The organism is Burkholderia crassaminum (assembly GCF_964265005.1).
GTDB lineage: Bacteria > Pseudomonadota > Gammaproteobacteria > Burkholderiales > Burkholderiaceae > Burkholderia.
Genome location: NZ_OZ183800.1, coordinates 2,177,305 through 2,198,791, shown reverse-complemented (window position 1 = coordinate 2,198,791; position 21,487 = coordinate 2,177,305). Strand labels below are relative to the sequence as shown.

The following is a 21,487-nucleotide window of genomic DNA, read 5'->3' as shown; positions in this document are numbered from 1 at the left end:
CGATGCCGAAGCGAAGCAGGCGGGCGGTCTTTCACGAACAACGACAATCGATCCGCATCGCGCGGAAACTGGAGACACCGGAAATGAAGAAACGCTTCCTGCTGGCCGGCATGATGTCGGTGATGGCTCACGGCTATGCGCACGCGCAGAGCAGCGTCTCGCTGTACGGGATCATCGACGGCGGCATCACCTACGTGAACAATACGGGCGGCGCGCATGCGTACCTGTTCGACGACGGCGTGTCGTACGGCAACCGCGTCGGCCTGATGGGCACCGAGGATCTCGGCGGCGGCAACAAGGCCGTGTTCAAGCTCGAGAACGGCTTCCGGCTCGGCACGGGCAAGCTGAACCAGGGCGGCGCGATGTTCGGGCGCCAGGCTTACGTGGGGCTCGGCAACGACTGGGGCACGCTGACGTTCGGCAATCAGTACGACTTCGCATTCGACTTCACGGCGGCGTTCAACGTCAGCGCGTTCGGCAGCGGCTACGGCGTGCACCTCGGCGATTTCGACCGCCAGAGCGGCGACCGGCTGCAGAACGCGGTGAAGTTCGTCAGCAACAGCTTCCACGGGCTGGTGGTCGGCGGCATGTACTCGTTCAGCAACGACGCGGGCAGTTTCCACGACGGCAGTGCGTGGAGCGTCGGCGCGACCTATACGCAAGGCGATTTCTCGGCGGGCGGCAACTATACGCGGCTCAATTCGCCGCGCGGGCTCGCGGCGCTCGACCCGTATGCGCAGATGGGCGTGACGACGATGCTCGGGCAGACGGTCGCGACGATCGATCCGGCGACGGGCGCCGTCACCGACCTGCACGACTCGACGCCGTTTGCGATCAATTCGCAGTCGATCTTCGGGATCGGCGCATCGTACACGCTCGGCAAGCTGACGCTCAACGCCGACTTCAGCAACACGACGTTCAAGGGCTACGGGCAATCGTCGACGATGCGCGTGTACGAGGCGGGCGGCGTGTACCAGGCGACCGCGCCGCTGTCGCTCGTCGCGGGCTACCAGTACACGACGTTCGAAGGCCATCACTGGCACGAGGTCGCGCTGGGGACGCACTACGCGCTGTCGAAGCGCACCGACGTGTATGCGGCCGTCGACTGGATGCGCGCGTCGAACGGCGTCGACGCGGTGATCGGCTACAGCTTCGCGCCGTCGACGAGCCGCACGCAGGCCGCCGCGCGCGTCGGCATGCGGCACAACTTCTGATCCTTCTTTTTCCATGGGCCGGGAACGGCCGGCCCCGTCGACCATGTCCGATTTTTCCTCGAACGGCGACGTCGTCGCCGCGCTGCGCGATGCGCTCGGCGACGATTGCGTGAGCACGGGCGACGCGATCGGCGCGCGTCATTTCACGAACTACGGCGAAGCGCCGGGCGCGCGGCCGCGTGCGTTGCTGCGGCCGCGCAGCGTCGGCGACGTGAGCCGCGCGCTCGCGATCTGCACCGCATACCGGCAGACGATCGTGCCGCAAGGCGGGATGACGGGGCTCGCCGCCGGCGCTGCGCCGGCCGAGGGGGACGTCGTGCTGTCGCTCGAGCGGTTGACGGGCATCGTCGAGATCGACGCGGACGCGGCGACCGTCACGGCCTGGGCCGGTACCACGCTGCAGGATTTGCAACAGGCGGTGGACGAGGCGGGGTTCGCGCTCGGCATCGATCTCGGCGCGCGCGGCTCGTGCCAGATCGGCGGCAATGTCGCGACCAACGCGGGCGGCAACCGCGTGATCCGCTACGGCACCACGCGTGAACAGGTGCTCGGCCTCGAAGTGGTGCTGGCCGACGGCACCGTGCTGGCCTCGCTGAACAAGCTGCTGAAAAACAACGCGGGGTACGACCTGCGGCAGATCTTCGTCGGCAGCGAAGGCACGCTCGGCATCGTCACGCGTGTCGTGCTGCGGCTGCATTCGAAGCTCGCCGCACCGTCGACCGCACTGTGCGCGGTGCGCGACACGGCCGCGGCGCTCGCGCTGCTGCGCGACGCGCGGGCGTCGTGCGCGGACTTGCTGAGTTTCGAGACGATGTGGCCGGCGTTCTACGGCTACGTCGCCGAACACACGCCAGGCCTGCGTGCGCCGTTGCCGGCGGACGGCGGCGTCAAGGTGCTGATCGAGTGCGCGAGCGGCGACGCGGCGCAGACCGCCGGGCGGTTCGAAACCGTGCTGGCCGGCTGGCTCGAGCGCGGGCTGATCGACGATGCGGCACTCGCGCAGAGCGCCGCGGACGGGCAGGCGTTCTGGACGCTGCGGGAAGGGCTCGCGATCGACGCACTGCCCGGCCTGGTGAATTTCGACGTGGGGATTCCGCCGCGCGAGACGGCGGCGTTCATCGACGGGTGCGATCGCGCGCTGACGATGCGCTGGCCCGGCGCGCACGTGTTCTTCTTCGGGCATCTCGGCGACAGCAACCTGCATGTTTGCGTATCGGCGCCGTATGCGAAGGGTGAAAGCGCGCACGACGTCGACGCGGTGCTGTATCCGCTGGTGCGCGATGCGGGCGGATCGGTGTCGGCCGAGCACGGAATCGGGCGCTACAAGCGCGACTGGCTCGGCTGCTCGCGCAGCGACGCCGAGGTGGCCGCGATGCGCAGGCTCAAGCACGCATTCGATCCGCTCGGGCTGCTCAATCCCGGCAAGGTGCTCTGAGCTTCGTTCCGCCCGATCGATACCGGCCCGCCCGCGTAAAACGCGAGCGGGCCGGCGCACTTCAGACCGGCGTTACGTGTCGAGCCTCACCAGCGCATCGACCGCCACCGCGCCGTGTTCCATCGCCAGCAGCGGATTGACGTCCAGTTCGACGAGCGTGTCCGCGTGCGCCTGCGCGAAGCGCGCGATTGCCATCACGTTCGCGACGACGGCGTCGAGATCGGCCTTCGGCCGCCCGCGATAGCCGGTCAGCAGCGGCCCGAGCTTCAGCCCGAGCAGCGCATCGCGCACGTCGCTTTCCCGTACCGGCAGCAGCAGTGTCGCGGAGTCGCGGATCAGTTCGACCAGCACGCCGCCGGCGCCGAGCACGAGCGCGAGACCGAAGTTCGGCTCGCGCTTCACGCCGACGATCAGTTCGAGCAGCGGCGCGTCGGCCATTTTTTCGACCAGGATGCGCTCGACACGCACGTCAGGCGCATGACGCGCGACTTGTTCGGTCATCCGCTCGACCGCGGTGGCGACAGCCTCCGGCGACGCGAGCTTCAACGCGACCGCGCCGGCTTCGGTCTTGTGCGGCAGGCGATCGCTGACGACCTTCACGCACACCGGAAAGCCGAGCCGCTCGGCGGCGGCCGGCGCATCGGCGGGGGCGACGCATTCGGCTGGCGGCACGTCGAGCCCGTGCGCGGCCAGCATCCGCTTGCTTGCCCATTCGTCGTGCAGCGTGGCGGTGCTGTCGTCGCCATGACCGGCCCGCAGTACGGGCAGTGCGTTCAGCGCATCGGCGTCGAGGATGCGGCGGCGCGTGTCACCGTAGGTCATGGCTGCACCGATCGCGTCGATCCCTTCGGCGAGCCCTTGCAGCGGCGCGATGCCGGCCGCGGCCATGCGTGCCGCGTGATCGGGCGGCGTCAGGTCGGGAAACACCGAAATGACCGCGCCGACCACGCCGTGCTGGCGCGCGGACGCCGCGAACGCGCCGGCCGCGATGTCGCACAGCGGCCGTTCGCCGGTCACGTCCTGCGGATAGTCGAGGATCATCGCGGCCGCGCCCGGGCGATCGGCCAGCAGCGCGTCGCAGCATGCGCGCATCTTGTCGGGGTCGCCCCACGGCGTCGTCGTGAAGTCGAGCGGGTTCGCGATCGTCGCGTAGGCGGGCAGCACGTTGCCGAGCGCGTCGCGGCCCGCGTCGCCGACCGGCGGGAACGCAATGCCGCGTGCTTCGCCGAGATCGGCGACGAGCCCCGCGTCGCCGCCGGACGTTGCGAGCGCGGCCAGCGTGCGGCGCTCGGGCACACCGGCGATCGCGAGCAGCTTCAGCGTCTCGACGAGGCCGACCGGGTCCTTCACGCGGATCACGCCGAGCCGCCGGAACAGCGCGTCGTACAGCGCGTCCGAGCCCGCGAGCGAACTCGTGTGGCTCATCGCGAGCTGCGCGCCGAGCGTCGACGTGCCGCTCTTCAGCGCGACGATCGGCACGCCGCGTGCGAGCGCGCGTGCGGCGGCCTCGCTGAACGCACGCACGTCCTTCAGGCCTTCGAGATGCACGCCGATCGCGCGGATACGCGGATCGTCGACGAACGCATCGACGAGGCGCGCGATGTCGACCGATGCCTGGTTTCCGACGCTTGCGAGGTACGCGAACGGCACCGAGCGTGCACTCATCGACAGGTTGTACGCGAGGTTGCCGCTCTGCGTGATCACGGCGACACCGGATTCGACACGCGGCGCGCCGTGCGCAACAGGCCACAGCGCGCTGCCGTTCAGGCCGTTGATCAGGCCGTAGCAGTTCGGCCCGAGCACGGCCATGTCACCGGCCGCGTCGACGAGCGCTTGCTGCAGCGCGGCGCCGTCGGCGCCGGTCTCGGAGAAACCCGACGCGTACACGATCGCGCCGCCCGCGCCGCGTTCGGCGAGCGCGCGCACGACGTCGATCGCCTGGCGCGCGGGCACCGCGACGAACACGGCGTCGGGCGCGGCGGGCAGGTCGGCGACGCTCGCATGGCAGCGTACGCCGTCGATGTCGGCATGGTTCGGGTTGACGAGCCAGATATCGCCGGCGTAACCGAAGTCGCGGCAGCGCTGCACGGCGCCCGCGATGCCGCGTCCGCCGACGAACGCGAGGCTGGCCGGCTCGAGCAGCCGGCGCAGGTTGGCCGCGGCGGTGGTGCGGCGATCCCTGACTGCGGGAGAGGAAGTCATGAAAAGTCCTTTCGGAAGTCGCGCCGGGCCTGCCGGCGCGACGGTTCGCGTCAGCTGTAGCGTCTGAGGATTTCCTTGGACAGGATGTGCCGCTGGATCTCGGACGTGCCTTCCCAGATGCGCTCGATGCGCGCATCGCGCCAGAAGCGCTCGATCGGCAGTTCGTCCATCAGCCCCATGCCGCCGTAGATCTGCACCGCATGATCGGTCACGCGGCCGAGCGTTTCGGTCGCCAGCAGCTTCGCGAGCGCGGCGTCGCCGTCGGTCATCGTGCCCAGGTCGAGCTTCTGCGCGGTGTAGAGCGTGACGAGTTCCGCCGCGCGGATTTCGGTCTGCATGTCGGCGAGCTTGAACGACGTGCCCTGGAATTCGCCGATGCGCTTGCCGAACTGGTGGCGCGTCGCGGCCCATTCGGCGGCCATCTCGAACGCGCGCTGCGCGCGGCCGATGTTGTTGGCCGCGACCATCACGCGGCCGGCGGTGAGCCAGTCGTTCGCGAGCTCGAAGCCGCGATGCTCTTCGCCGAGGATCTGTGCGGTGCTGACGCGACAGTCGGTCAGGAAGATCTCCGACTGGTGGTAGCCGCGCAGGCTCGTGCAGTGCGGGCCGCGCCGCACGGTCATGCCCGGCGTGTCCTTGTCGATCAGGAAGCAGGTCACGCGCTTGCGTTTCTGGCCGCGCACTTCCTCCTCGCCGGTGACGGCGAACAGGATCACGAAATCGGCCGTATCCGCGTGGCTGATGAAGTGCTTGCTGCCGTTGATCACGTAGTCGTCGCCGTCGCGCACCGCGCGCGTGCGGATGCCCATCGCGTCGGAACCGGCGCCCGGCTCGGTCAGCGCGAAGCAGTCCACGCGCTCGCCGCGCACGGTCGGTTTCAGGTAGCGCTCGATCTGGTCGCCCTTGCAGGCCATCAGGATCTTGCTCGGCCGCGCGACGAACACGTGCAGCGCCCAGCTCGTGCGGCCGAGCTCGCGCTCGACGAGCGCCTGCGTCAGGTAGTCGAGACCGGGGCCGCCGGCGCTTTCGGGCATGTTGAACGCGTAGAAACCCAGTTCGAGCGCCTTGCGGCGGATCGAATCGGCGAGTTCGGGCGGCACGTCGTCCGCACGGTCGACCGCGAATTCATGGGGCTGCAGTTCCTTCTCGACGAACTGACGCAGCGACGACACCAGCATTTCCTGCTCATGAGTCAGCGAAAAATCCATGAATCATCTCCCGACAAAATTAGGTGCGCGCCCCTCGACCGACGCGCGAAGCGCTTCCTGGCCGTCCTCGCTGTGACCGCAAGCGACGCAGGCCGCCAGCTCGCCGCGCAACTGCTCGGCGAGGGTGTGGGTGAGCGACTGCGCGAGCAGCGCCTTCGCATGGCCGAACGCGACGCTCGGCCCTTGCGCGAGACGTGCGGCGAAGGCGGCGACGTGCTGCGCGAACGCGTCGGCATCGACGACATCCGACACGAAGCCGGCCGCGAGCGCGTCCTGCGCGTTCCAGCGTTCGTTCAGGAAGATGTAGCGGCGCACGACGTCGGGCCGTGCGAGACGCGGCAGGAACCAGCTGCCGCCCATGTCGGGGCTGTAGCCCATGCCCGTATAGCCGCAGCGCAGCGTTGCGGCCGTGCTCGCAATGCGGAAGTCGCAGGCGAAGCCGATGTCGGCGCCGGCGCCGACCGTCGAGCCGTTCAGCGCCGCGACGGTGGGGCGCGGAAAGGCGGCCAGCGCTTCGACGAACCGGTGCGCGCGCTCACTCCAGCCGTAGGTGTCGAGTTCGCCGTTGCGCTCGGCCTCGGCCCATTCGTCGACGTCCGCGCCCGCGCAGAACGCGCTGCCGGTGCCGGTCAGCACGAGGCAGCGCACGGCCGGGTCGTTCGCGAGCGCGTCGAGCGTGTCGCGAAGAAAGTCGAGATGCGGCCGCGCGAGCGAATTGCGCTTCGCCGGGCGGTTCAGGCGAAGCGTCACGACGCCGTCGTGCCGTTCGATTCGGATGTCCTCGTTGCTCATACTGATCACTGTCTCCTTGGTGTTGGGTGTTGTGTGTGTCAGAGCCGGCAAGGGTCGCCGCTACTTGCGAACCGCATTTCGGCATAGTATAAGTTCTGTTAAATGAACGTTCAACCCAAATGTGAGTTGACCAGGAGACACACGATGAGCGCGGTGATGGAGACGTCGGCAGGTGTGGAGCAGGGAAGGCCCGGTGCGCATCCGGTTCATGCGGAATCGGCGGGGCGCACGGCGAGCGGCGCGGGCCTGCAGATCGACCGCGTGTCGAAGCGCTACGGCAGCGTGCAGGCGCTGCGGGAAACGACGATCGACATTCCGCGCGGCGAATTCCTGACGATCCTCGGGCCGTCGGGTTCCGGCAAGACGACGTTGCTGACGATCGTCGCGGGCTTCGAGCATCCGACCACCGGCGACCTGCGGGTTGGCAGCCGCAGCATCGTCGGGTTGCCGCCCGAGAAACGCAACTTCGGGATGGTGTTCCAGGGTTATGCGCTGTTTCCGCACATGACGGTCGAGCAGAACGTCGCGTATCCGCTGATGGTGCGCAAGCAGAAGGGGCCCGACGCGGTGAAGCGTGTGAAGGCCGCGCTCGATCTCGTGCGGCTCGGCCATCTCGCGGACCGTTTGCCGCGCCAGTTGTCCGGCGGCCAGCAGCAGCGCGTCGCGATTGCGCGCGCGCTGGTGTTCGATCCCGATCTCGTGCTGCTCGACGAACCGCTCGGCGCGCTCGACCGCAAGCTGCGCGGCGAGGTGCAGGTCGAACTCAAGGCGCTGCACGAACGGCTCGGTGCGACGTTCCTGTTCGTCACGCACGACCAGGAGGAGGCGCTGTCGATGTCGGACCGCATCGCGATCATGCGCGACGGCCGGCTCGAACAGATCGGGACGCCGGACGGGCTGTACGAACAGCCGGCCAACCGCTTCGTCGCCGATTTCCTCGGCAAGAGCAACTTCATCGAAGCTGTCGCGCTCGGCGGCGATGGCACGGCGACGCACTATCGCGTCGGCGACGCGCGGTTTGTCGCGCCCGCCTGCGGCGCGCGGCCGGACGACGCGCTGCTGTTCGCGCTGCGGCCGGAGAAGGTCGGTGTCTCCGCCACATCGTGCGGCGGCGTGCACAACGAAGTGGCCGGCCGGATTCGCCACTGGAGCTATTTCGGTTCGTCGTACCGCTTCGAGATCGAGACCGCGGCGCTCGGCTGCGTGACCGCCGACGTGCCCGCATGGCGCGGACTCGCGTCGCCGCGCACCGGCATGGACGTATTCGTGCAGTGGGAGCGCGACGCGACTTGCCGGATCGCGTCGGACTGACGCGACGAACGATGCATCCCGCGCGACGCGGCGAGTGCCCGCGTCGCCGGCCGATTCAACGGTGCCCGGAAACGACGAGATGCGTGCGGGCGCTGCCCAGCCAGGAGGAGACACCATGACGAACCGCCATCTGCAGGACCTGCTCGACCAGGCACGCGAACTTCAATCCGCGCCATCGCAACGCCGCCGCGACTTCCTCCGGCTGTGCGCGGCCGCCGGCCTCGCGCCGACGCTGCTGGCGGCGGGCGCGAAGGACGCGCTGGCCGCGAACCCGAAGGAAATCGTGCTCAGCGCGTGGGGCGGCGAGGCACGTTCCGCGTTCCGCTCCGCCTATATGGACCCGTTCACGAAGGCGAGCGGGATCAGGATGGGTTACGACTCGTCGCCGGAGGACGGCAAGATCAAGGCGATGGTCGAGAACCGGAACGTGATCTGGGACGTGATGGATCTCGACGGTTTCGCGGCGATCAAGCTCGGCAAGCAGGGGTTCCTGCGGCCGATCGATTATTCGGTCGTCGGCCGCAATGCGTTGCCGGGGCTCGCATCGGATTTCGGCGTGCCGTCGTATCTGTTGAGCTACGTGCTCGTCTACGACGCGCGCAAGTTCGGCGCGAATCCGCCGAAGAACTGGGCCGATTTCTGGAACGTCGGCAAGTTTCCAGGCAAGCGCGGGTTGTGGAAGTGGATGGGCGGCGCGCTCGAGGCCGCGCTGATGGCCGACGGCGTCGACAAGGACAAGGTCTATCCGATCGACGTGCCGCGCGCAATGAAGAAGCTCAAGGAACTGCGCTCGAACGTGCTGCTGTGGGATTCCGGCGCGGACAGCCTGCAATTGCTGCGCAACGGCGAAGTCAGCATGGCGTGCATCTGGCATACGCGCGCGAACGTGCTGCAGCGCGAGAGCAGCGGGCGGTTCCGCTATACGTGGGAGCAGGGGCTCGCGTCGTGCGACGTGTGGGGCGTGCCGAAGAACAATCCGTCGGGCGACGCGGTGTGGCAGTTCATCAAGTTCGTGCAGGGCATCGAGCCGCAGGTGCGCCTGCTGTCGCTGCTCGGCAACGGGCCGGTGACGCCGGCCGCGACGGCCGCCGTGCCGCAGGCGCTGCGCGCGGACAATCCCGGCACGCCGGAGAACTGGGCGAAGCAGTGCAAGGTGAACCCCGAGTGGTGGGCACAGCATTACGAAGCGACGCTCGCGCAGTACACCGACCTGATGTCGTCCTGAGCCGCCGCCTCGTGAGTGTGACGCCATGAATACCCTGTCTTCCCCTGTCGCGGGCGCCGCCCCGCTCGGTCGCGCGAAAGCCGACCGCTACTGGCTGCTGGTCGTGCCGCTGCTCGCGGTGCTGATCGTGCTGTACGTGTATCCGCTCGTGCGCGTGCTGTGGCTCGGCTTCACGGTGCCGGAGCCCGGCCTGCACAACTACGCGCGGCTGCTGGACAACCGTGGCGTGCACCGCGTGCTGTGGACGACGCTGCGCGTATGCGCGGTCACGACCGTGTGCTCGGTCGCGCTCGGCTACGCGATCGCGTATGCGATGGCGCACGTCGGGCCGCGCCAGCGGATGGCGCTGATGTTCGGGCTGCTCGTGCCGTTCTGGGCGTCGGTGCTGGTGCGCGCGTTCTCGTGGCTGTTCCTGCTCGGCGAACAGGGGCTCGTCAACACGCTGCTGATGCGCATCGGGCTGATCGACGCGCCGCTGCCGCTGATGCGCAACGAGATCGGGGTCGTGATCGGGATGATCCACTTCATGATCCCGTACGCGGTGCTACCGCTGTACGCGAACATGAAAGGCATCGACCCGCAGCTCGCGCGCGCATCGCAGGGGCTCGGCGCGGGCGCGCTCGTCACGTTCCGCAAGGTGTATTTCCCGCAGACGCGGCCGGGCATCGTCGGCGCGGCGATCCTCGTGTTCATCTTCTCGCTCGGCTTCTACGTGACGCCGGTGATTCTCGGCGGCGGACGCACGGTGATGATCGCCGAATACATCAGCACGCAGATCCTGCAGCTCATGAACTGGGGCAGCGGGGCGGCGCTCGCGTCGTTGCTGCTGGCGTCGATCCTGGCCGCGCTCGCGCTGCTTGCGCGTTTCGTCGACCTGCGCGAGCTGTTCGGCGCGCGCTGAATCCGACCGGAGGAATCGAAGATGAAGACCAGACTGACGGCCGGCCGCGCGCTGGTGATCGGCATCGCATGGGCCGCGATCCTGTTCCTGATGCTGCCGCTGCTCGTGTCGGTGCCCGTGTCGCTGACGCCGAGCGACTACCTGTCGATGCCGGACGGCGCGCTGTCGCTGCGGCATTACAGCGTGCTGCTCGACGACGACGGCTGGGTGTCGAGTTTCCTGCAGAGCGGACTGATCGCGCTCGTTTCGTCGGCGATCTCGGTGACGCTCGGCACCTTGTGCGCGATCGGCTTGTGGAAGGTCGCATCGCGGCGCGGCGAGCTGGTGCGCGGCGTGATCCTGTTTCCGCTGATCGTGCCGCCGATCGTGTCGGCGCTCGCGTTCTACCGGCTGTGGGGCGAGCTCGGGATGCTCGACAGCTATCCGGCGGTGATCCTGTCGCATGTCGTGCTGTCGGTGCCGTACGTGGTCGTCGCGGTGTCCGCGTCACTTGCGACGGTTGGCCTGCGGATCGAGCAGGCATCACGCAGCCTCGGCGCGAACCTCGCGCAGACGCTGCGCTACGTGATCCTGCCGTCGATCCGGCCCGGCGTGCTGTCGGCGGCCGTGTTCGCGTTCATCCTGTCGTGGGACGAACTGGTCGTCACGCTGTTCATTTCGAGCCGGGGTGTCTATACGCTGCCGCGCCGCATGTGGGACGGGATGCGCGAGAACGTCGATCCGGCGATCGCGTCGGTCTCCACGCTGCTGCTGGCGGCCACCTGTGTCGCGATCGGCCTGTCGCTGCTGCGCAAGCGCGCGGCCGGGTCCGTCTGATTTCAACGTTATGTTGCGGAGAAGAAAAGCACCATGAAAGTCCTGATCGTTCACGCCCATCCCGAATCGCAGTCGTTCACGACGTCGATGCTGCATCGCGCGGTGAGCACGCTCGAAGCGCAGGGGCATACCGTGACGGTGTCCGACCTGTACGCGATGGAGTGGAACCCGGTCGCGAGCGCGGCCGATTTCGGCGTGCGAAAGAACCCGGACTATCTCGTTTATGCGCTGGAGCAGCGCGAGAACGTTTCCGCGCACGCGATCGCGCCCGACATCGCTGCCGAACTCGACAAGCTGATCGCGTGCGACCTGTTGATCCTGAGCTTCCCGCTGTTCTGGTGCTCGATGCCGGCGATCATGAAAGGCTGGATCGACCGCGTGCTCGTGTCGGGCAAGGTGTACGGCGGCGTGCGTTTCTACGATCGCGGCGGGATGCGCGGCAAGCGCGCACTGCTCGCCTACACGTGCGGCGGCCGCGACACCATGTTCGGTGCGGACGGCGTACACGGCGAGATGGACCTGATGCTGCGCCACGTGCTGCGCGGCACGCTCGGTTATGCGGGTTTCGACGTGCTGCCGTCGTTCGTCGGTTATCACGTGCCGTATATCGGCGACGCCGAGCGCGCGGCCGTGCTCGAACGCTACGACGCGTACCTGGCGCAGCTCGACCGGCTGGAACCGATGGCGTTCCCGACGCTCGACGATTTCGACGGCGACATGCGGCCGCGCGAACGCGCACCGCAGGAAGCCGCGCAGGACTGAACGATCCAATGACGGGGGATGAATGAGCATCAAGGTACTGGTGGCAGTGAAGCGGGTGGTCGATTACAACGTAAAGGTCCGCGTGAAGTCGGACAACACGGGTGTCGACATCGCGAACGTGAAGATGTCGATGAACCCGTTCGACGAAATCGCCGTTGAAGAAGCCGTGCGCCTGAAGGAAGCGGGCGTGGCGACCGAAGTGATCGCCGTGTCGGTGGGTGTCACGCAAGCGCAGGAAACGCTGCGCACGGCGCTGGCGATCGGTGCGGATCGCGCGATCCTCGTCGAATCGAACGACAGCGTCGAGCCACTGGCCGTCGCGAAGATCCTGAAGGCGCTGGTCGACAAGGAGCAACCTTCGCTCGTGATCCTCGGCAAGCAGGCGATCGACGATGATTCGAACCAGACGGGCCAGATGCTGGCTGCGCTGGCGGGTCTTCCGCAAGCGACGTTCGCGTCGAAGGTGACGGTGGCCGACGGCAAGGCAACGGTTGCACGTGAAGTCGACGGCGGTGCGGAAACGCTGTCGCTTCAACTGCCCGCAGTCGTGACGACGGACCTGCGCCTGAACGAACCGCGCTACGTGACGCTGCCGAACATCATGAAGGCGAAGAAGAAGCCGCTGGAAACCGTGAAGCCGGAAGACCTCGGCGTGGATGTCGCGCCGCGTCTGAAGACGCTGAAGGTGGTCGAGCCGCCGAAGCGCGCAGCCGGCGTGAAGGTGCCGGACGTGAAGACGCTGGTCGAGAAGCTGAAGACCGAAGCCAAGGTGCTGTAAGAGGGAGCGCAAGGAAATGACGATTCTGGTGATTGCAGAGTACGACGCCCCGACGGGAGCCCCCTCGGTGGGCAACGCGTCGATCAAGGCCGCGACGTTGAACACGGTGGCGGCGGCAACCGAGATTGGCAAATTCGTCGGCGGCGACATTCACGTGCTGGTCGCGGGCCACAACGTGCAAGCGGCTGCGGACGCGGCAGCGAAGATCGCAGGTGTGTCGAAGGTGCTGCTGGCCGACGCACCGCAACTCGAAGCGGGCCTGGCGGAAAACATCGAAGCGACCGCGCTGAACATCGCGAAGGATTACTCGCACATCCTTGCGCCGGCCACGGCCTATGGCAAGAACATCGCGCCGCGCATTGCCGCGAAGCTCGATGTCGCGCAGATCTCCGAGATTACGGCGGTCGTGTCGGCCGATACGTTCGAGCGCCCGATCTACGCGGGCAATGCGATCGCGACAGTGCAGTCGAGCGACCCGATCAAGGTCATCACGGTGCGTGCGACGGGTTTCGACCCGGTTGCAACTGAAGGCGGCAGCGCGACGGTCGAGAAGATCGAAGCAGCGGCGGATGCAGGCAAGTCGCAATTCGTGAGCCGTGAAGTGACGAAGCTGGATCGTCCGGAACTCACCAGCGCGAAGATCATCGTGTCGGGTGGCCGTGGTCTGGGTAGCGGCGAGAACTACACGAAGGTGCTGGAGCCGCTGGCGGACAAGCTTAGCGCGGCACTGGGTGCATCGCGCGCGGCAGTCGACGCCGGCTACGTGCCGAATGACTACCAGGTCGGCCAGACCGGCAAGATCGTCGCGCCGCAGCTGTACATCGCAGTCGGCATCTCGGGTGCGATCCAGCATCTGGCCGGCATGAAGGATTCGAAAGTGATCGTCGCGATCAACAAGGATCCGGAAGCGCCGATCTTCAGCGTGGCCGACTACGGCCTCGTCGGCGATCTGTTCTCGACGATCCCCGAACTCTGCGCCGAGCTCGGCTGACGACGAACGACGGCCACGCGTGCCATTGCGCCTCTCATCCACCCGACCGCATCCGAGTGCGAACGATGACCCTGACGTCGAGCGACGTGTTGCTGTTCCTGACGGGCCTGCTGACGCTGTTCTGTCCGCCCGTCGCGATTCCGATGTATGCGGCGGTCACCGGGCATTTCCCGGACGCGACGCAGCGGCAGATCGCGTTGCGGCTGTTCGCGTGGATCGCGACGCTGATGGTCGGCGCCGTATGGGGCGGGCAGTTCCTGCTGCGCATGCTCGGCCTGACGCTCGGCGCACTGACGCTGACCGGCGGCCTCGTGCTGTGCCTGTGGTCGATCCCGATGATGCGCGGGACGGCGAACGACGAGCGCAACGGCGGCGATACGCGGCTCGAGTATGCGCAATGGCGCAACTACATCGCGGTGCCGCTGATCTTCCCGCTGTCGATCGGCAGTGCAGTGATGTCGCTCGTGATCACGACGGCGACGCGCTTCCATACGCCGGCCGACCTGCTGGCATTGAGCGCCGCCTGTGTGCTGCATGCCGGCGTGATCGGGCTCACGTATGCGTGCTCGGCGTCGTGGTGCCGCCGGCTCGGCGAGATCGGCAGGACGCTGGTCGAGCGGCTGTCCGGCATCGTGCTCACCGCGATCGCGTTCCAGATGCTCGCGCAAGGCGTGCGCGAACTGCTGCCGGGGCTCGCGCACTGACAGCATCGGCCTCTGCACGATCCTGAAACCTGTTCTGAGGAATGGAAACGATATGAAAACAGTAGGCATGTACCTCGTCGACCTGCTCGCCGCCTATGGCGTCGACACGGTGTTCGGCATTCCCGGCGTGCACACGATCGAGCTGTACCGCGGCCTGGCCGGCAGCACGCTGCGTCACGTGAGCGCGCGCCACGAGCAGGGCCTCGGCTTCATGGCGGACGGCTATGCGCGCGCGACCGGCAAGCCGGGCGTGTGTTTCGTCATTACCGGGCCCGGCATGACGAACATTGCGACGTCGATGGCGCAGGCCTACGCGGATTCGATCCCGATGCTGGTCATTTCGAGCGTCAATGTGTCCGGCGACATCGGCTCGGGCAATGGCCATCTGCACGAATTACCGGACCAGCATGCGTTCGCCGGGAACGTCGCCGCGTTCAGCTACACGGTGCCGCACGCCGACGCGCTGCCGCAGGCGATCGCGCGTGCATTCGCGGTGTTTTCGGGCGGACGCCCGCGCCCGGTGCACATCCAGATTCCGCTCGACGTGCTCGCGGCGCCGGCCGATGCATTGCCGCCCGTGCCTGCCGCGCCGCCGCGCATCGCGCCGGGGCCCGCGTCGGCCCAGGGCATCGACGCATTCCGCGCAAAGGCGGCCGCCGCGCGCGCGCCGCTGATCCTCGCGGGCGGCGGCGCGCTCGATGTGGCCGACGACGTGCGCTGGCTCGCGGAAACGCTCGATGCACCGGTCGTGATGACGATCAACGGGCGCGGCGTGCTGCCGCCCGCGCATCCGCTCGGCATCGCGTGGTCGGCGTCGAGCGACGCGGTGCGCGCGCTGATGCGCGACAGCGACCTGATCGTTGCGCTCGGCACCGAGCTGGGGCCGACCGACTACGATCTGTACGCGACCCGCAGCTTCGTGATGCCCGCGCCGCTCGTGCGGATCGACATCGATCCGCAGCAGCTGTGCCGCAACGCGGTGCCCGCGCTGCCGCTGCTCGGCGACGTCGGCGAAACCGTGCGCGCATTCCGGCGCCTCTGGCCGGCCGATGCGCACACGCGTGCGGACGGCGGCGCCGAACGCGCGGCGGTATGCCGCGCGGCGGCGCGGCAGGAGCTGAACGACGAGATGCGGCGCGATCTCGCGCTGCTGGACAGCGTGCGTGATGCGTTGCCCGATGCGGCGATCGTCGGCGATTCGACGCGCATCGTTTATGCGGGCAACGTCGGCTTCGCGGCGCCGCGCCCGCGCAGCTGGTTCAACGCATCGGTGGGATTCGGCTCGCTCGGCTACGGGCTGCCGGCCGCCGTGGGTGCGAGCCTCGGTGATGCGTCTCGTCCGGTCGTCTGCGTGGCCGGCGACGGCGGGTTCCAGTACACGCTCGCGGAGCTCGGCACCGCGGTGCAGCATCGCGCGCGCGTGATCGTCGTGCTGTTGAACAACGGCGGGTACGGGGAGATCAAGCGCGCGATGGTCGACGTGGGTGTCGAGCCGGTCGGCGTGGATCTGCACACGCCGGATTTCGTCGCGATCGCGCGCGCGTACGGGTGGGGGGCGCAGCGGGTCGAAGAGGGGGCGTCGCTGGCCGGTGCGCTGAGCGAAGCGGCGGCCCACGACGCGCCGTACCTGATCGAGATCCGCGCGGCCTGAAAGGACGAACGGCCTCGCGTTGTGCGAGGCCGTCGTTGCCGCCGCCGGTGCCCGGCGGCGCGTGCGCGCGTCAGGGCCAGCGCAAGCCCGTTATCGGCGTGAACAGGCCCTGAGCCGGTTACGCCCGCTTGCGGGCCGTCTTCGGCGGCGGGAGGAACGTATCGACGACGCGCAGACAGCCCGTCAGCGCGTCCTGCGCGGTGAACGACGTCGGGTCGCGCGCCAGCTCCAGCCAGAAGCCGTCGATCACGGCCGTCAGCGTCAGCGCGGCGAGATCGCTGTCGACGGTGCCGCCGCGCACTTCCGCGATCTGGTCGAACAGCTTCTTCAGCGCTTGCCGGTAGCCGCTGTACAGCTCCTTGTGTGCCTTGCGGATCACCGGGTCGCTGTGCGCGACGCTCCAGAAGCCGAGCCATACCTTCACGTTCTTCGGCGCGAACACCGGCGCGGCGAAACAGACCTTGATGATCGCATCGAGCTTTTCCTCGGGGCCCGTTGCGTTCGCGGCCGCCGCGCGCGACACGTCGAGCAGGTCGGTCGCGAGCCGCTTGTAGGTCTGCGCCATCAGTTCGTCTTTCGACTGGAAATGATGATTGATCAGCCCGCGCGAGACCTTCGCTTCCACGCAGATGCGGTCGATCGTGGTCTCGGAATAGCTGTAGCGCGCGATGCAGCGCATCGTCGCGTCGATGATCGATTGCTGACGCACCGCGGGTGTTTCTCGGATGCCGCGGCTGCGTGCCTGAACCGGTGCCGTGCCAGGAGTCTTTTTCACGTGGTGACCTTACGGAATCGTTATGGTACCGATTATAGGGGAGTGCCGGACGCTTGTTCAATTACGGTGATGAAAGCGTCGCGAAACCCGCGAAAACCCTTGCTCTGGATTATTTTAAAACTGTTGAACCATTGTTCAACAGCACCTATACTCGACTCCGCATGAGGTTGGTCGGCCATTCAACAAGACGCTGCGATCCTGCACGGGACGAGCGTGAGAATTCGACACAGGAGACAACATGTTGGCGCGGGTGGAAAGCGTGAAAGCGGACGTCGAGGAGCGTGTGCAGGTGGAAGATCTGCACAAGCGGTTCGGCGACCTGGAAGTGTTGAAGGGCGTGTCGCTGAGCGCGCGCGAAGGCGAGGTGATCTCGCTGATTGGCGCGAGCGGATCGGGCAAGAGCACGCTGCTACGCTGCATCAACTTGCTTGAAACGCCGACCCGCGGGCGCATCGTCGTCGACGGCGAGGAGATCGGGCTGAAAGTTGACCGCAAGGGGCGTACGGTGCCGACCGATGCGCGCCAGGTCGAGCGGGTCCGCACCCGGCTCGGCATGGTCTTCCAGAGTTTCAACTTGTGGGCACACCGTACGGTGCTCGAGAACGTGATCGAGATGCCCGTGCATGTGTTGCGCGAACCGCGCGCCGAAGCGATCGCGCGCGCCGAGCAACTGCTCGAACGCGTCGGCCTGGCCGACAAGCGCAACGTCTATCCGGCTTTCCTGTCGGGCGGCCAGCAGCAGCGCGTCGCGATTGCGCGCGCGCTGGCGATGCGGCCGAAAGTCATGCTGTTCGACGAGCCGACTTCCGCGCTCGATCCCGAGCGCGTCGGCGAAGTGCTGAAGGTGATCCGCGATCTCGCGTGCGAAGGCCGCACGATGATTCTCGTCACGCACGAGATGGCGTTCGCGCGCGACGTGTCGAGCAAGGTGCTGTTCCTGCACCAGGGGCGTGTCGAGGAGAGCGGCACGCCGACGGAAATCTTCGACGCGCCGCAGAGCGAACGCTGCCGCCAGTTCGTCAACGCGCACCGGCAGCATCACTGAATCACCGGAGCCGCCCGCGAGCGCGCGGGTCGGCTCGCCACATCCGAATCTTTCCTGCAAGGAGTCCGACCATGAAACGTGTCGTACGCAGTCTGCTGTGCCTGTTCAGTATCGTCGTCGCGGCGCTCGCGCCGCTCGGTTCCGCGCATGCGTCGTCGGGCGTGCTGCGCTTCGGTGTCGCTGCCGAACCGTATCCGCCGTTCCTGATGAAGAGTCCGACCGGGCAATGGAGCGGCTTCGAGGCCGACCTGATCCGCGCGCTGTGCGACCAGATGAAAGCGAAATGCGAGATCAAGGAAGTCGCGTGGGACGGCATCATCCCGGCGCTGCTCAGCGACAAGATCGACGTGATCTTCAACTCGATGTCGATCACGCCGGAACGCCAGAAGGTGATCGCGTTCTCGCGGCCGTACTACGAGACGCCGGGCACCTTCGTCGGCGCGAAGAACGCGAAGCTCACGCTGACGCCCGACGGGCTGAAGGGCAAGGTGATCGGCGTGCAGGGTTCGACCGCGAACGCCGAGTTCATCAAGACGGCGTACGGCAAGAGCGCGACGGTGCGCCTCTACAACACGCAGGACGACTGCAACGCGGATCTCGTCGCGGGCCGGATCGACACGATGTATCTCGACCAGCTCGGCATCCTCGATTTCCTGAAGTCGAAGGACGGTTCGGCGTTCGAGCTGAAGGGCCCCGGCAGCGTGAAGATGGATCCGGCGATCTTCGGCTACGGCGTCGGCGCGGGAATGCGCAAGGCCGATGCGCCGCTGAAGCTGCAGATGGACCAGGCGCTCGAACAGCTGCATGCGTCGGGCAAGTACGCGCAGATCGCGAAGAAGTATTTCCCGATCGACCTCTGGCCGCACTGATCGCGCCGCTACCGGCACACGGATACACCGGCGCACGCACGGACGAGGAGACGGCATGGACGGTTGGGGATGGGTGAGCTACCTGGGCATGGACCCGGACGGCTGGGGCGTCGCGCTGCTGCAGGGCGCGGGCGTGACGCTCGAGATTTCGCTCGGCGCGTTCGTCGTCGGCATCGTGCTCGGGTTGCTGGGCGCGGCCGCGAAGCTGTCCGGCGTGCGCGCGCTCGAACGGATCGCGCAGGGATACACGACACTGTGCCGCGCGGTGCCCGAATTGCTGCTGATCCTGCTGCTCTATTACGCGGGCACCGACGCGATCAACCTGCTGATGACGGCGATCGGCGTCGGGCCGGTCGCGGTCAACGGCTTCGCGGCGGCGGTGATCGTGCTCGGCATCGTGCAGGGCGCGTATGCGGCGGAGATCATCCGCGGCGCGATCCTCGCGATCCCGTACGGGCAGATCGAGGCCGGCCGCGCGTTCGGCGCGCCGCCGGGGCTCGTGTTCCGGCGCGTGACGCTGCCGGCGATGGCGCCGTACGCGCTGGCGGGCTTCGCGAACCTGTGGCTGATCCTCGTGAAGGACAGCGCGCTGATCAGCGTGGTCGGCTACAGCGAGCTGCTCTACACCGCGAAGCAGGCGGCCGGCTCGACGCGCGAGTACATGCACTACTACCTGATGGTGGCGGCCGTGTATTTCGCGATCACGTCGCTGTCGGGTGTGCTGTTCCGCGAAATCGAGCGTCGCTTCGGCCGCTGGATGCCGGCATCGTGAGCCGCACCGCGCCTTTTCGCATGCTTTCCCATCGAACCGGATCAACGTCATGGATCTGAGCGTACTGTCTTCTTATGGGTCGCTGCTGCTGCTCGGCGTGCTGACCACCGTCAAGCTGCTCGTCATCTCGGCCGTATTCGGCTTCGCGCTCGCGATCGCCGTCGCGTTCGCGCGACTGTCGCCGAACCCGATCATCGCGCGCGTGAGCAAGGGGTTCACCGAGGTAATACGCGGCACGCCGCTGCTCGTGCAGATCTATCTGATCTACTATGGCGTCGGCTCGTTGTTCGCGGGCTGGCCCGCGCTGCGCGACAGCGTGTTCTGGCCGTTCCTGCGCGACGGCTTCTGGTATGTCGCGTTCGCGCTCGTGATCAGCGTCGGCGCGTATGTCGGCGAGGTGCTGCGCGCGGGCTTGCGCGGCGTGCCGAAGGGCGAGATCGAGGCCGCGCGCGCGATGGGAATGCGACCGTCGATGATCGCGCGCCGCGTATGGCTGCCGCGTGCGGTCCAGATCCTGTTGCCGACGCTGGCAGGCGAGACCGTGATGCTGCTGAAATCGACGGCGCTCGCGTCGACGGTCGCGGTGATGGACGTGCTCGGCGCCGCGAACTACATCCGCGCGCAGACGCTGCGGACCTACGAGCCGCTGCTGGCGATCGCGGTGATCTATGTCGCGCTCGCGTTCGTGATCGAGCGCGCGTTCGGCCGGCTCGAGCGGCGGGTGCCCGTGCGCACGCCGCGCTGAATGAACCCACTGACGGCGCGGCAGCCGGACGGGCGCCGCGCGATGGAGGATGCATGAACTATTCGAAGCTGGTCGATCGCCTGCAGGGCAAGCGCACGAGCGCATGGGACATACATTACGCGGCGCAGCAGGCGGTCGCGGCCGGCGAGCCGGCGATTATCCTGAGCGTCGGCGATCCCGATTTTTCGACGCCCGACGTGATCGTCGAGCGTGCGGTCGAAGCGCTGCGCGGTGGCGACACGCATTACAGCGAAGTGCGCGGCCGCGCCGAACTGCGCGGGGCGATCGCGCGCGAGCACACGAAAGCGTCGGGGCAGGCAGTCGGCGCCGAGCACGTGATCGTGACGGCCGGTGCGCAGAACGCACTGTTCGCGATGGCGATGTGCCTGTGCGAGGCCGGCGACGAAGTGCTTGTGCCCGAGCCGATGTACCTCACCTACGAGGCGAGCGTGCGCGCGTCGGGCGCGACGCTTGTGCCGGTGCCCGTCGACGCGTCGCGCGGTTTTCATCTCGACTTCGACGCGCTCGAAGCGGCCGTGACGCCGCGTACGAAAGCGATCTTCTTCGCGACGCCATGCAACCCGACCGGCGTCGTGATGCCGCGCGCGGACCTCGAACGGATCGCACGGCTCGCCTGCGAGCGCGATCTGTGGGTCGTGTCCGACGAGGTGTATGCGGCGCTGACGTTCGAGCGCGAGATGGTCAGCATCGCGTCGCTGCCGGGGATGGCCGAGCGCACGGTGACGCTCGGCAGCCTGTCGAAATCCCATGCGATGCCGGGCTGGCGGGTCGGCTGGGCGATCGGCCCGACGGAGCTGATCGAGCACGCCGAGCGGCTCGCGCTGTGCATGCTGTACGGGCTGCCGGGTTTCATCCAGCAGGCGGCCATCACCGCACTCGACAACCGGGCCGCGATCGTCGCGGACATGCGCGAACTCTACCGACGCCGCCGTGATCTCGCGTACGCGCGCCTGCGCGACGTGCCGGGGCTGCGCTGCCTGCTGCCGGAGGCGGGGATGTTCATGATGGTCGACGTGCGCGGCACCGGGCTGGACGCGCATGCGTTCACGTGGGGGCTGTTCCGCGCGAAGCAGGTCGCGCTGCTCGACGCGAGCGCGTTCGGCGACACCGCGTCGGGTTTCGTGCGCTTCGGCTTCGTCGTCGACGACGCGCGGCTGACCGACGCGTGCGAGCGCATTGCCGCGTTCGTCGCAAGCCTCGACTCCGGTTCGCACTCGACTTCGTGAATCGCCGTGAATCACCGTGAATGACGCGCCGGTCCTGAAGGAGA

Annotated in this window: 20 protein-coding genes; 16 read left to right on the top strand and 4 right to left on the bottom strand. The window is 67.6% G+C overall.

Annotated elements, in window-relative coordinates; genetic code table 11:
- Positions 1 to 83 precede the first annotated feature (83 nt).
- Both ACPTTF_RS26850 and ACPTTF_RS26845 read left to right on the top strand, forming a co-directional pair.
- Positions 84 to 1,214, top strand: a complete 1,131-nt coding sequence (locus ACPTTF_RS26850; RefSeq protein WP_423368905.1) for a porin — start codon at positions 84 to 86, stop codon at positions 1,212 to 1,214.
- Positions 1,215 to 1,257: 43 nt separating this feature from the next.
- A complete protein-coding gene (locus ACPTTF_RS26845) occupies positions 1,258 to 2,649 on the top strand; it encodes an FAD-binding oxidoreductase (protein ID WP_423368904.1) in 1,392 nt (463 codons plus the stop codon).
- Between the two features lie 72 nt (positions 2,650 to 2,721).
- Here the strand turns inward: ACPTTF_RS26845 and ACPTTF_RS26840 are convergent, their stop codons facing one another.
- From ACPTTF_RS26840 to ACPTTF_RS26830, 3 genes are read right to left on the bottom strand one after another with little or no spacing between them, the layout of a single operon-like run.
- A complete protein-coding gene (locus ACPTTF_RS26840; protein ID WP_423368903.1) occupies positions 2,722 to 4,851 on the bottom strand; it encodes an acetate--CoA ligase family protein in 2,130 nt (709 codons plus the stop codon).
- Between the two features lie 50 nt (positions 4,852 to 4,901).
- Positions 4,902 to 6,059 (bottom strand): acyl-CoA dehydrogenase family protein, encoded by a 1,158-nt coding sequence (locus ACPTTF_RS26835; protein ID WP_423368902.1) that lies wholly within the window; start codon positions 6,057 to 6,059, stop codon positions 4,902 to 4,904.
- Between the two features lie 3 nt (positions 6,060 to 6,062).
- Positions 6,063 to 6,851, bottom strand: coding sequence for an enoyl-CoA hydratase/isomerase family protein (locus tag ACPTTF_RS26830; protein WP_423368901.1), 789 nt, complete (start codon positions 6,849 to 6,851; stop codon positions 6,063 to 6,065).
- Between the two features lie 144 nt (positions 6,852 to 6,995).
- Between ACPTTF_RS26830 and ACPTTF_RS26825 the strand changes: the two genes are divergently transcribed.
- From ACPTTF_RS26825 to ACPTTF_RS26785, 9 genes are all read left to right on the top strand, one after another.
- Positions 6,996 to 8,162, top strand: a complete 1,167-nt coding sequence (locus ACPTTF_RS26825) for an ABC transporter ATP-binding protein (RefSeq protein ID WP_423368900.1) — start codon at positions 6,996 to 6,998, stop codon at positions 8,160 to 8,162.
- 115 nt (positions 8,163 to 8,277) lie between these two features.
- Positions 8,278 to 9,387: an ABC transporter substrate-binding protein gene (locus ACPTTF_RS26820; RefSeq protein ID WP_423368899.1), complete on the top strand. Its 1,110-nt coding sequence runs from the start codon at positions 8,278 to 8,280 to the stop codon at positions 9,385 to 9,387.
- 25 nt (positions 9,388 to 9,412) lie between these two features.
- Positions 9,413 to 10,288 (top strand): ABC transporter permease, encoded by an 876-nt coding sequence (locus ACPTTF_RS26815; RefSeq protein ID WP_423368898.1) that lies wholly within the window; start codon positions 9,413 to 9,415, stop codon positions 10,286 to 10,288.
- 21 nt (positions 10,289 to 10,309) lie between these two features.
- A complete protein-coding gene (locus ACPTTF_RS26810) occupies positions 10,310 to 11,104 on the top strand; it encodes an ABC transporter permease (RefSeq protein WP_176051780.1) in 795 nt (264 codons plus the stop codon).
- Between the two features lie 33 nt (positions 11,105 to 11,137).
- Positions 11,138 to 11,866, top strand: a complete 729-nt coding sequence (locus ACPTTF_RS26805; protein ID WP_423368897.1) for an NAD(P)H-dependent oxidoreductase — start codon at positions 11,138 to 11,140, stop codon at positions 11,864 to 11,866.
- Positions 11,867 to 11,894: 28 nt separating this feature from the next.
- Entirely contained in the window at positions 11,895 to 12,644 is a 750-nt protein-coding gene (locus ACPTTF_RS26800) for an electron transfer flavoprotein subunit beta/FixA family protein (RefSeq protein WP_423369887.1), read from the top strand.
- Between the two features lie 16 nt (positions 12,645 to 12,660).
- A complete protein-coding gene (locus ACPTTF_RS26795; protein WP_423368896.1) occupies positions 12,661 to 13,635 on the top strand; it encodes an electron transfer flavoprotein subunit alpha/FixB family protein in 975 nt (324 codons plus the stop codon).
- A 65-nt stretch (positions 13,636 to 13,700) separates the two neighbouring features.
- Complete coding sequence (locus ACPTTF_RS26790) at positions 13,701 to 14,339, top strand: MarC family protein (protein ID WP_423368895.1); 639 nt, start codon at positions 13,701 to 13,703, stop codon at positions 14,337 to 14,339.
- 52 nt (positions 14,340 to 14,391) lie between these two features.
- Positions 14,392 to 15,990, top strand: coding sequence for a 5-guanidino-2-oxopentanoate decarboxylase (locus ACPTTF_RS26785; protein WP_423368894.1), 1,599 nt, complete (start codon positions 14,392 to 14,394; stop codon positions 15,988 to 15,990).
- Positions 15,991 to 16,108: 118 nt separating this feature from the next.
- On the opposite strand, the gene ACPTTF_RS26780 is transcribed toward ACPTTF_RS26785, so the two are convergent.
- Positions 16,109 to 16,765 carry a TetR family transcriptional regulator C-terminal domain-containing protein gene (locus tag ACPTTF_RS26780; RefSeq protein WP_347814730.1) on the bottom strand — a complete coding sequence of 219 codons (657 nt, stop codon included), beginning with the start codon at positions 16,763 to 16,765 and terminating at the stop codon, positions 16,109 to 16,111.
- 238 nt (positions 16,766 to 17,003) lie between these two features.
- Here ACPTTF_RS26780 and ACPTTF_RS26775 point away from each other — a divergent pair, with 238 nt between their 5' ends.
- The 5 genes from ACPTTF_RS26775 to ACPTTF_RS26755 all read left to right on the top strand — a co-directional run bounded on the left by ACPTTF_RS26775 (position 17,004) and on the right by ACPTTF_RS26755 (position 21,443).
- Complete coding sequence (locus ACPTTF_RS26775) at positions 17,004 to 17,810, top strand: ABC transporter ATP-binding protein (RefSeq protein ID WP_423368893.1); 807 nt, start codon at positions 17,004 to 17,006, stop codon at positions 17,808 to 17,810.
- Between the two features lie 71 nt (positions 17,811 to 17,881).
- Positions 17,882 to 18,679 (top strand): transporter substrate-binding domain-containing protein, encoded by a 798-nt coding sequence (locus ACPTTF_RS26770; protein WP_166953363.1) that lies wholly within the window; start codon positions 17,882 to 17,884, stop codon positions 18,677 to 18,679.
- A 55-nt stretch (positions 18,680 to 18,734) separates the two neighbouring features.
- Positions 18,735 to 19,451, top strand: coding sequence for an ABC transporter permease (locus ACPTTF_RS26765; protein WP_026045383.1), 717 nt, complete (start codon positions 18,735 to 18,737; stop codon positions 19,449 to 19,451).
- A gap of 49 nt (positions 19,452 to 19,500) precedes the next feature.
- Positions 19,501 to 20,196, top strand: a complete 696-nt coding sequence (locus tag ACPTTF_RS26760; RefSeq protein ID WP_423368892.1) for an ABC transporter permease — start codon at positions 19,501 to 19,503, stop codon at positions 20,194 to 20,196.
- A gap of 53 nt (positions 20,197 to 20,249) precedes the next feature.
- The gene (locus ACPTTF_RS26755; RefSeq protein WP_423368891.1) at positions 20,250 to 21,443 is read left to right on the top strand and encodes a pyridoxal phosphate-dependent aminotransferase; all 1,194 of its coding nucleotides are present in this window, start codon (positions 20,250 to 20,252) and stop codon (positions 21,441 to 21,443) included.
- Positions 21,444 to 21,487: the final 44 nt, after the last annotated feature.

Bases quoted from the DNA above. Each gene is read 5' to 3' on its own strand.
- ACPTTF_RS26850 (WP_423368905.1), top strand. From the start codon at position 84: ATGAAGAAACGCTTCCTGCTGGCCGGCATGATGTCGGTGATGGCTCAC.
- ACPTTF_RS26845 (WP_423368904.1), top strand. From the start codon at position 1,258: ATGTCCGATTTTTCCTCGAACGGCGACGTCGTCGCCGCGCTGCGCGAT.
- ACPTTF_RS26840 (WP_423368903.1), bottom strand. From the start codon at position 4,851: ATGACTTCCTCTCCCGCAGTCAGGGATCGCCGCACCACCGCCGCGGCC.
- ACPTTF_RS26835 (WP_423368902.1), bottom strand. From the start codon at position 6,059: ATGGATTTTTCGCTGACTCATGAGCAGGAAATGCTGGTGTCGTCGCTG.
- ACPTTF_RS26830 (WP_423368901.1), bottom strand. From the start codon at position 6,851: ATGAGCAACGAGGACATCCGAATCGAACGGCACGACGGCGTCGTGACG.
- ACPTTF_RS26825 (WP_423368900.1), top strand. From the start codon at position 6,996: ATGAGCGCGGTGATGGAGACGTCGGCAGGTGTGGAGCAGGGAAGGCCC.
- ACPTTF_RS26820 (WP_423368899.1), top strand. From the start codon at position 8,278: ATGACGAACCGCCATCTGCAGGACCTGCTCGACCAGGCACGCGAACTT.
- ACPTTF_RS26815 (WP_423368898.1), top strand. From the start codon at position 9,413: ATGAATACCCTGTCTTCCCCTGTCGCGGGCGCCGCCCCGCTCGGTCGC.
- ACPTTF_RS26810 (WP_176051780.1), top strand. From the start codon at position 10,310: ATGAAGACCAGACTGACGGCCGGCCGCGCGCTGGTGATCGGCATCGCA.
- ACPTTF_RS26805 (WP_423368897.1), top strand. From the start codon at position 11,138: ATGAAAGTCCTGATCGTTCACGCCCATCCCGAATCGCAGTCGTTCACG.
- ACPTTF_RS26795 (WP_423368896.1), top strand. From the start codon at position 12,661: ATGACGATTCTGGTGATTGCAGAGTACGACGCCCCGACGGGAGCCCCC.
- ACPTTF_RS26790 (WP_423368895.1), top strand. From the start codon at position 13,701: ATGACCCTGACGTCGAGCGACGTGTTGCTGTTCCTGACGGGCCTGCTG.
- ACPTTF_RS26785 (WP_423368894.1), top strand. From the start codon at position 14,392: ATGAAAACAGTAGGCATGTACCTCGTCGACCTGCTCGCCGCCTATGGC.
- ACPTTF_RS26775 (WP_423368893.1), top strand. From the start codon at position 17,004: ATGTTGGCGCGGGTGGAAAGCGTGAAAGCGGACGTCGAGGAGCGTGTG.
- ACPTTF_RS26770 (WP_166953363.1), top strand. From the start codon at position 17,882: ATGAAACGTGTCGTACGCAGTCTGCTGTGCCTGTTCAGTATCGTCGTC.
- ACPTTF_RS26765 (WP_026045383.1), top strand. From the start codon at position 18,735: ATGGACGGTTGGGGATGGGTGAGCTACCTGGGCATGGACCCGGACGGC.
- ACPTTF_RS26760 (WP_423368892.1), top strand. From the start codon at position 19,501: ATGGATCTGAGCGTACTGTCTTCTTATGGGTCGCTGCTGCTGCTCGGC.
- ACPTTF_RS26755 (WP_423368891.1), top strand. From the start codon at position 20,250: ATGAACTATTCGAAGCTGGTCGATCGCCTGCAGGGCAAGCGCACGAGC.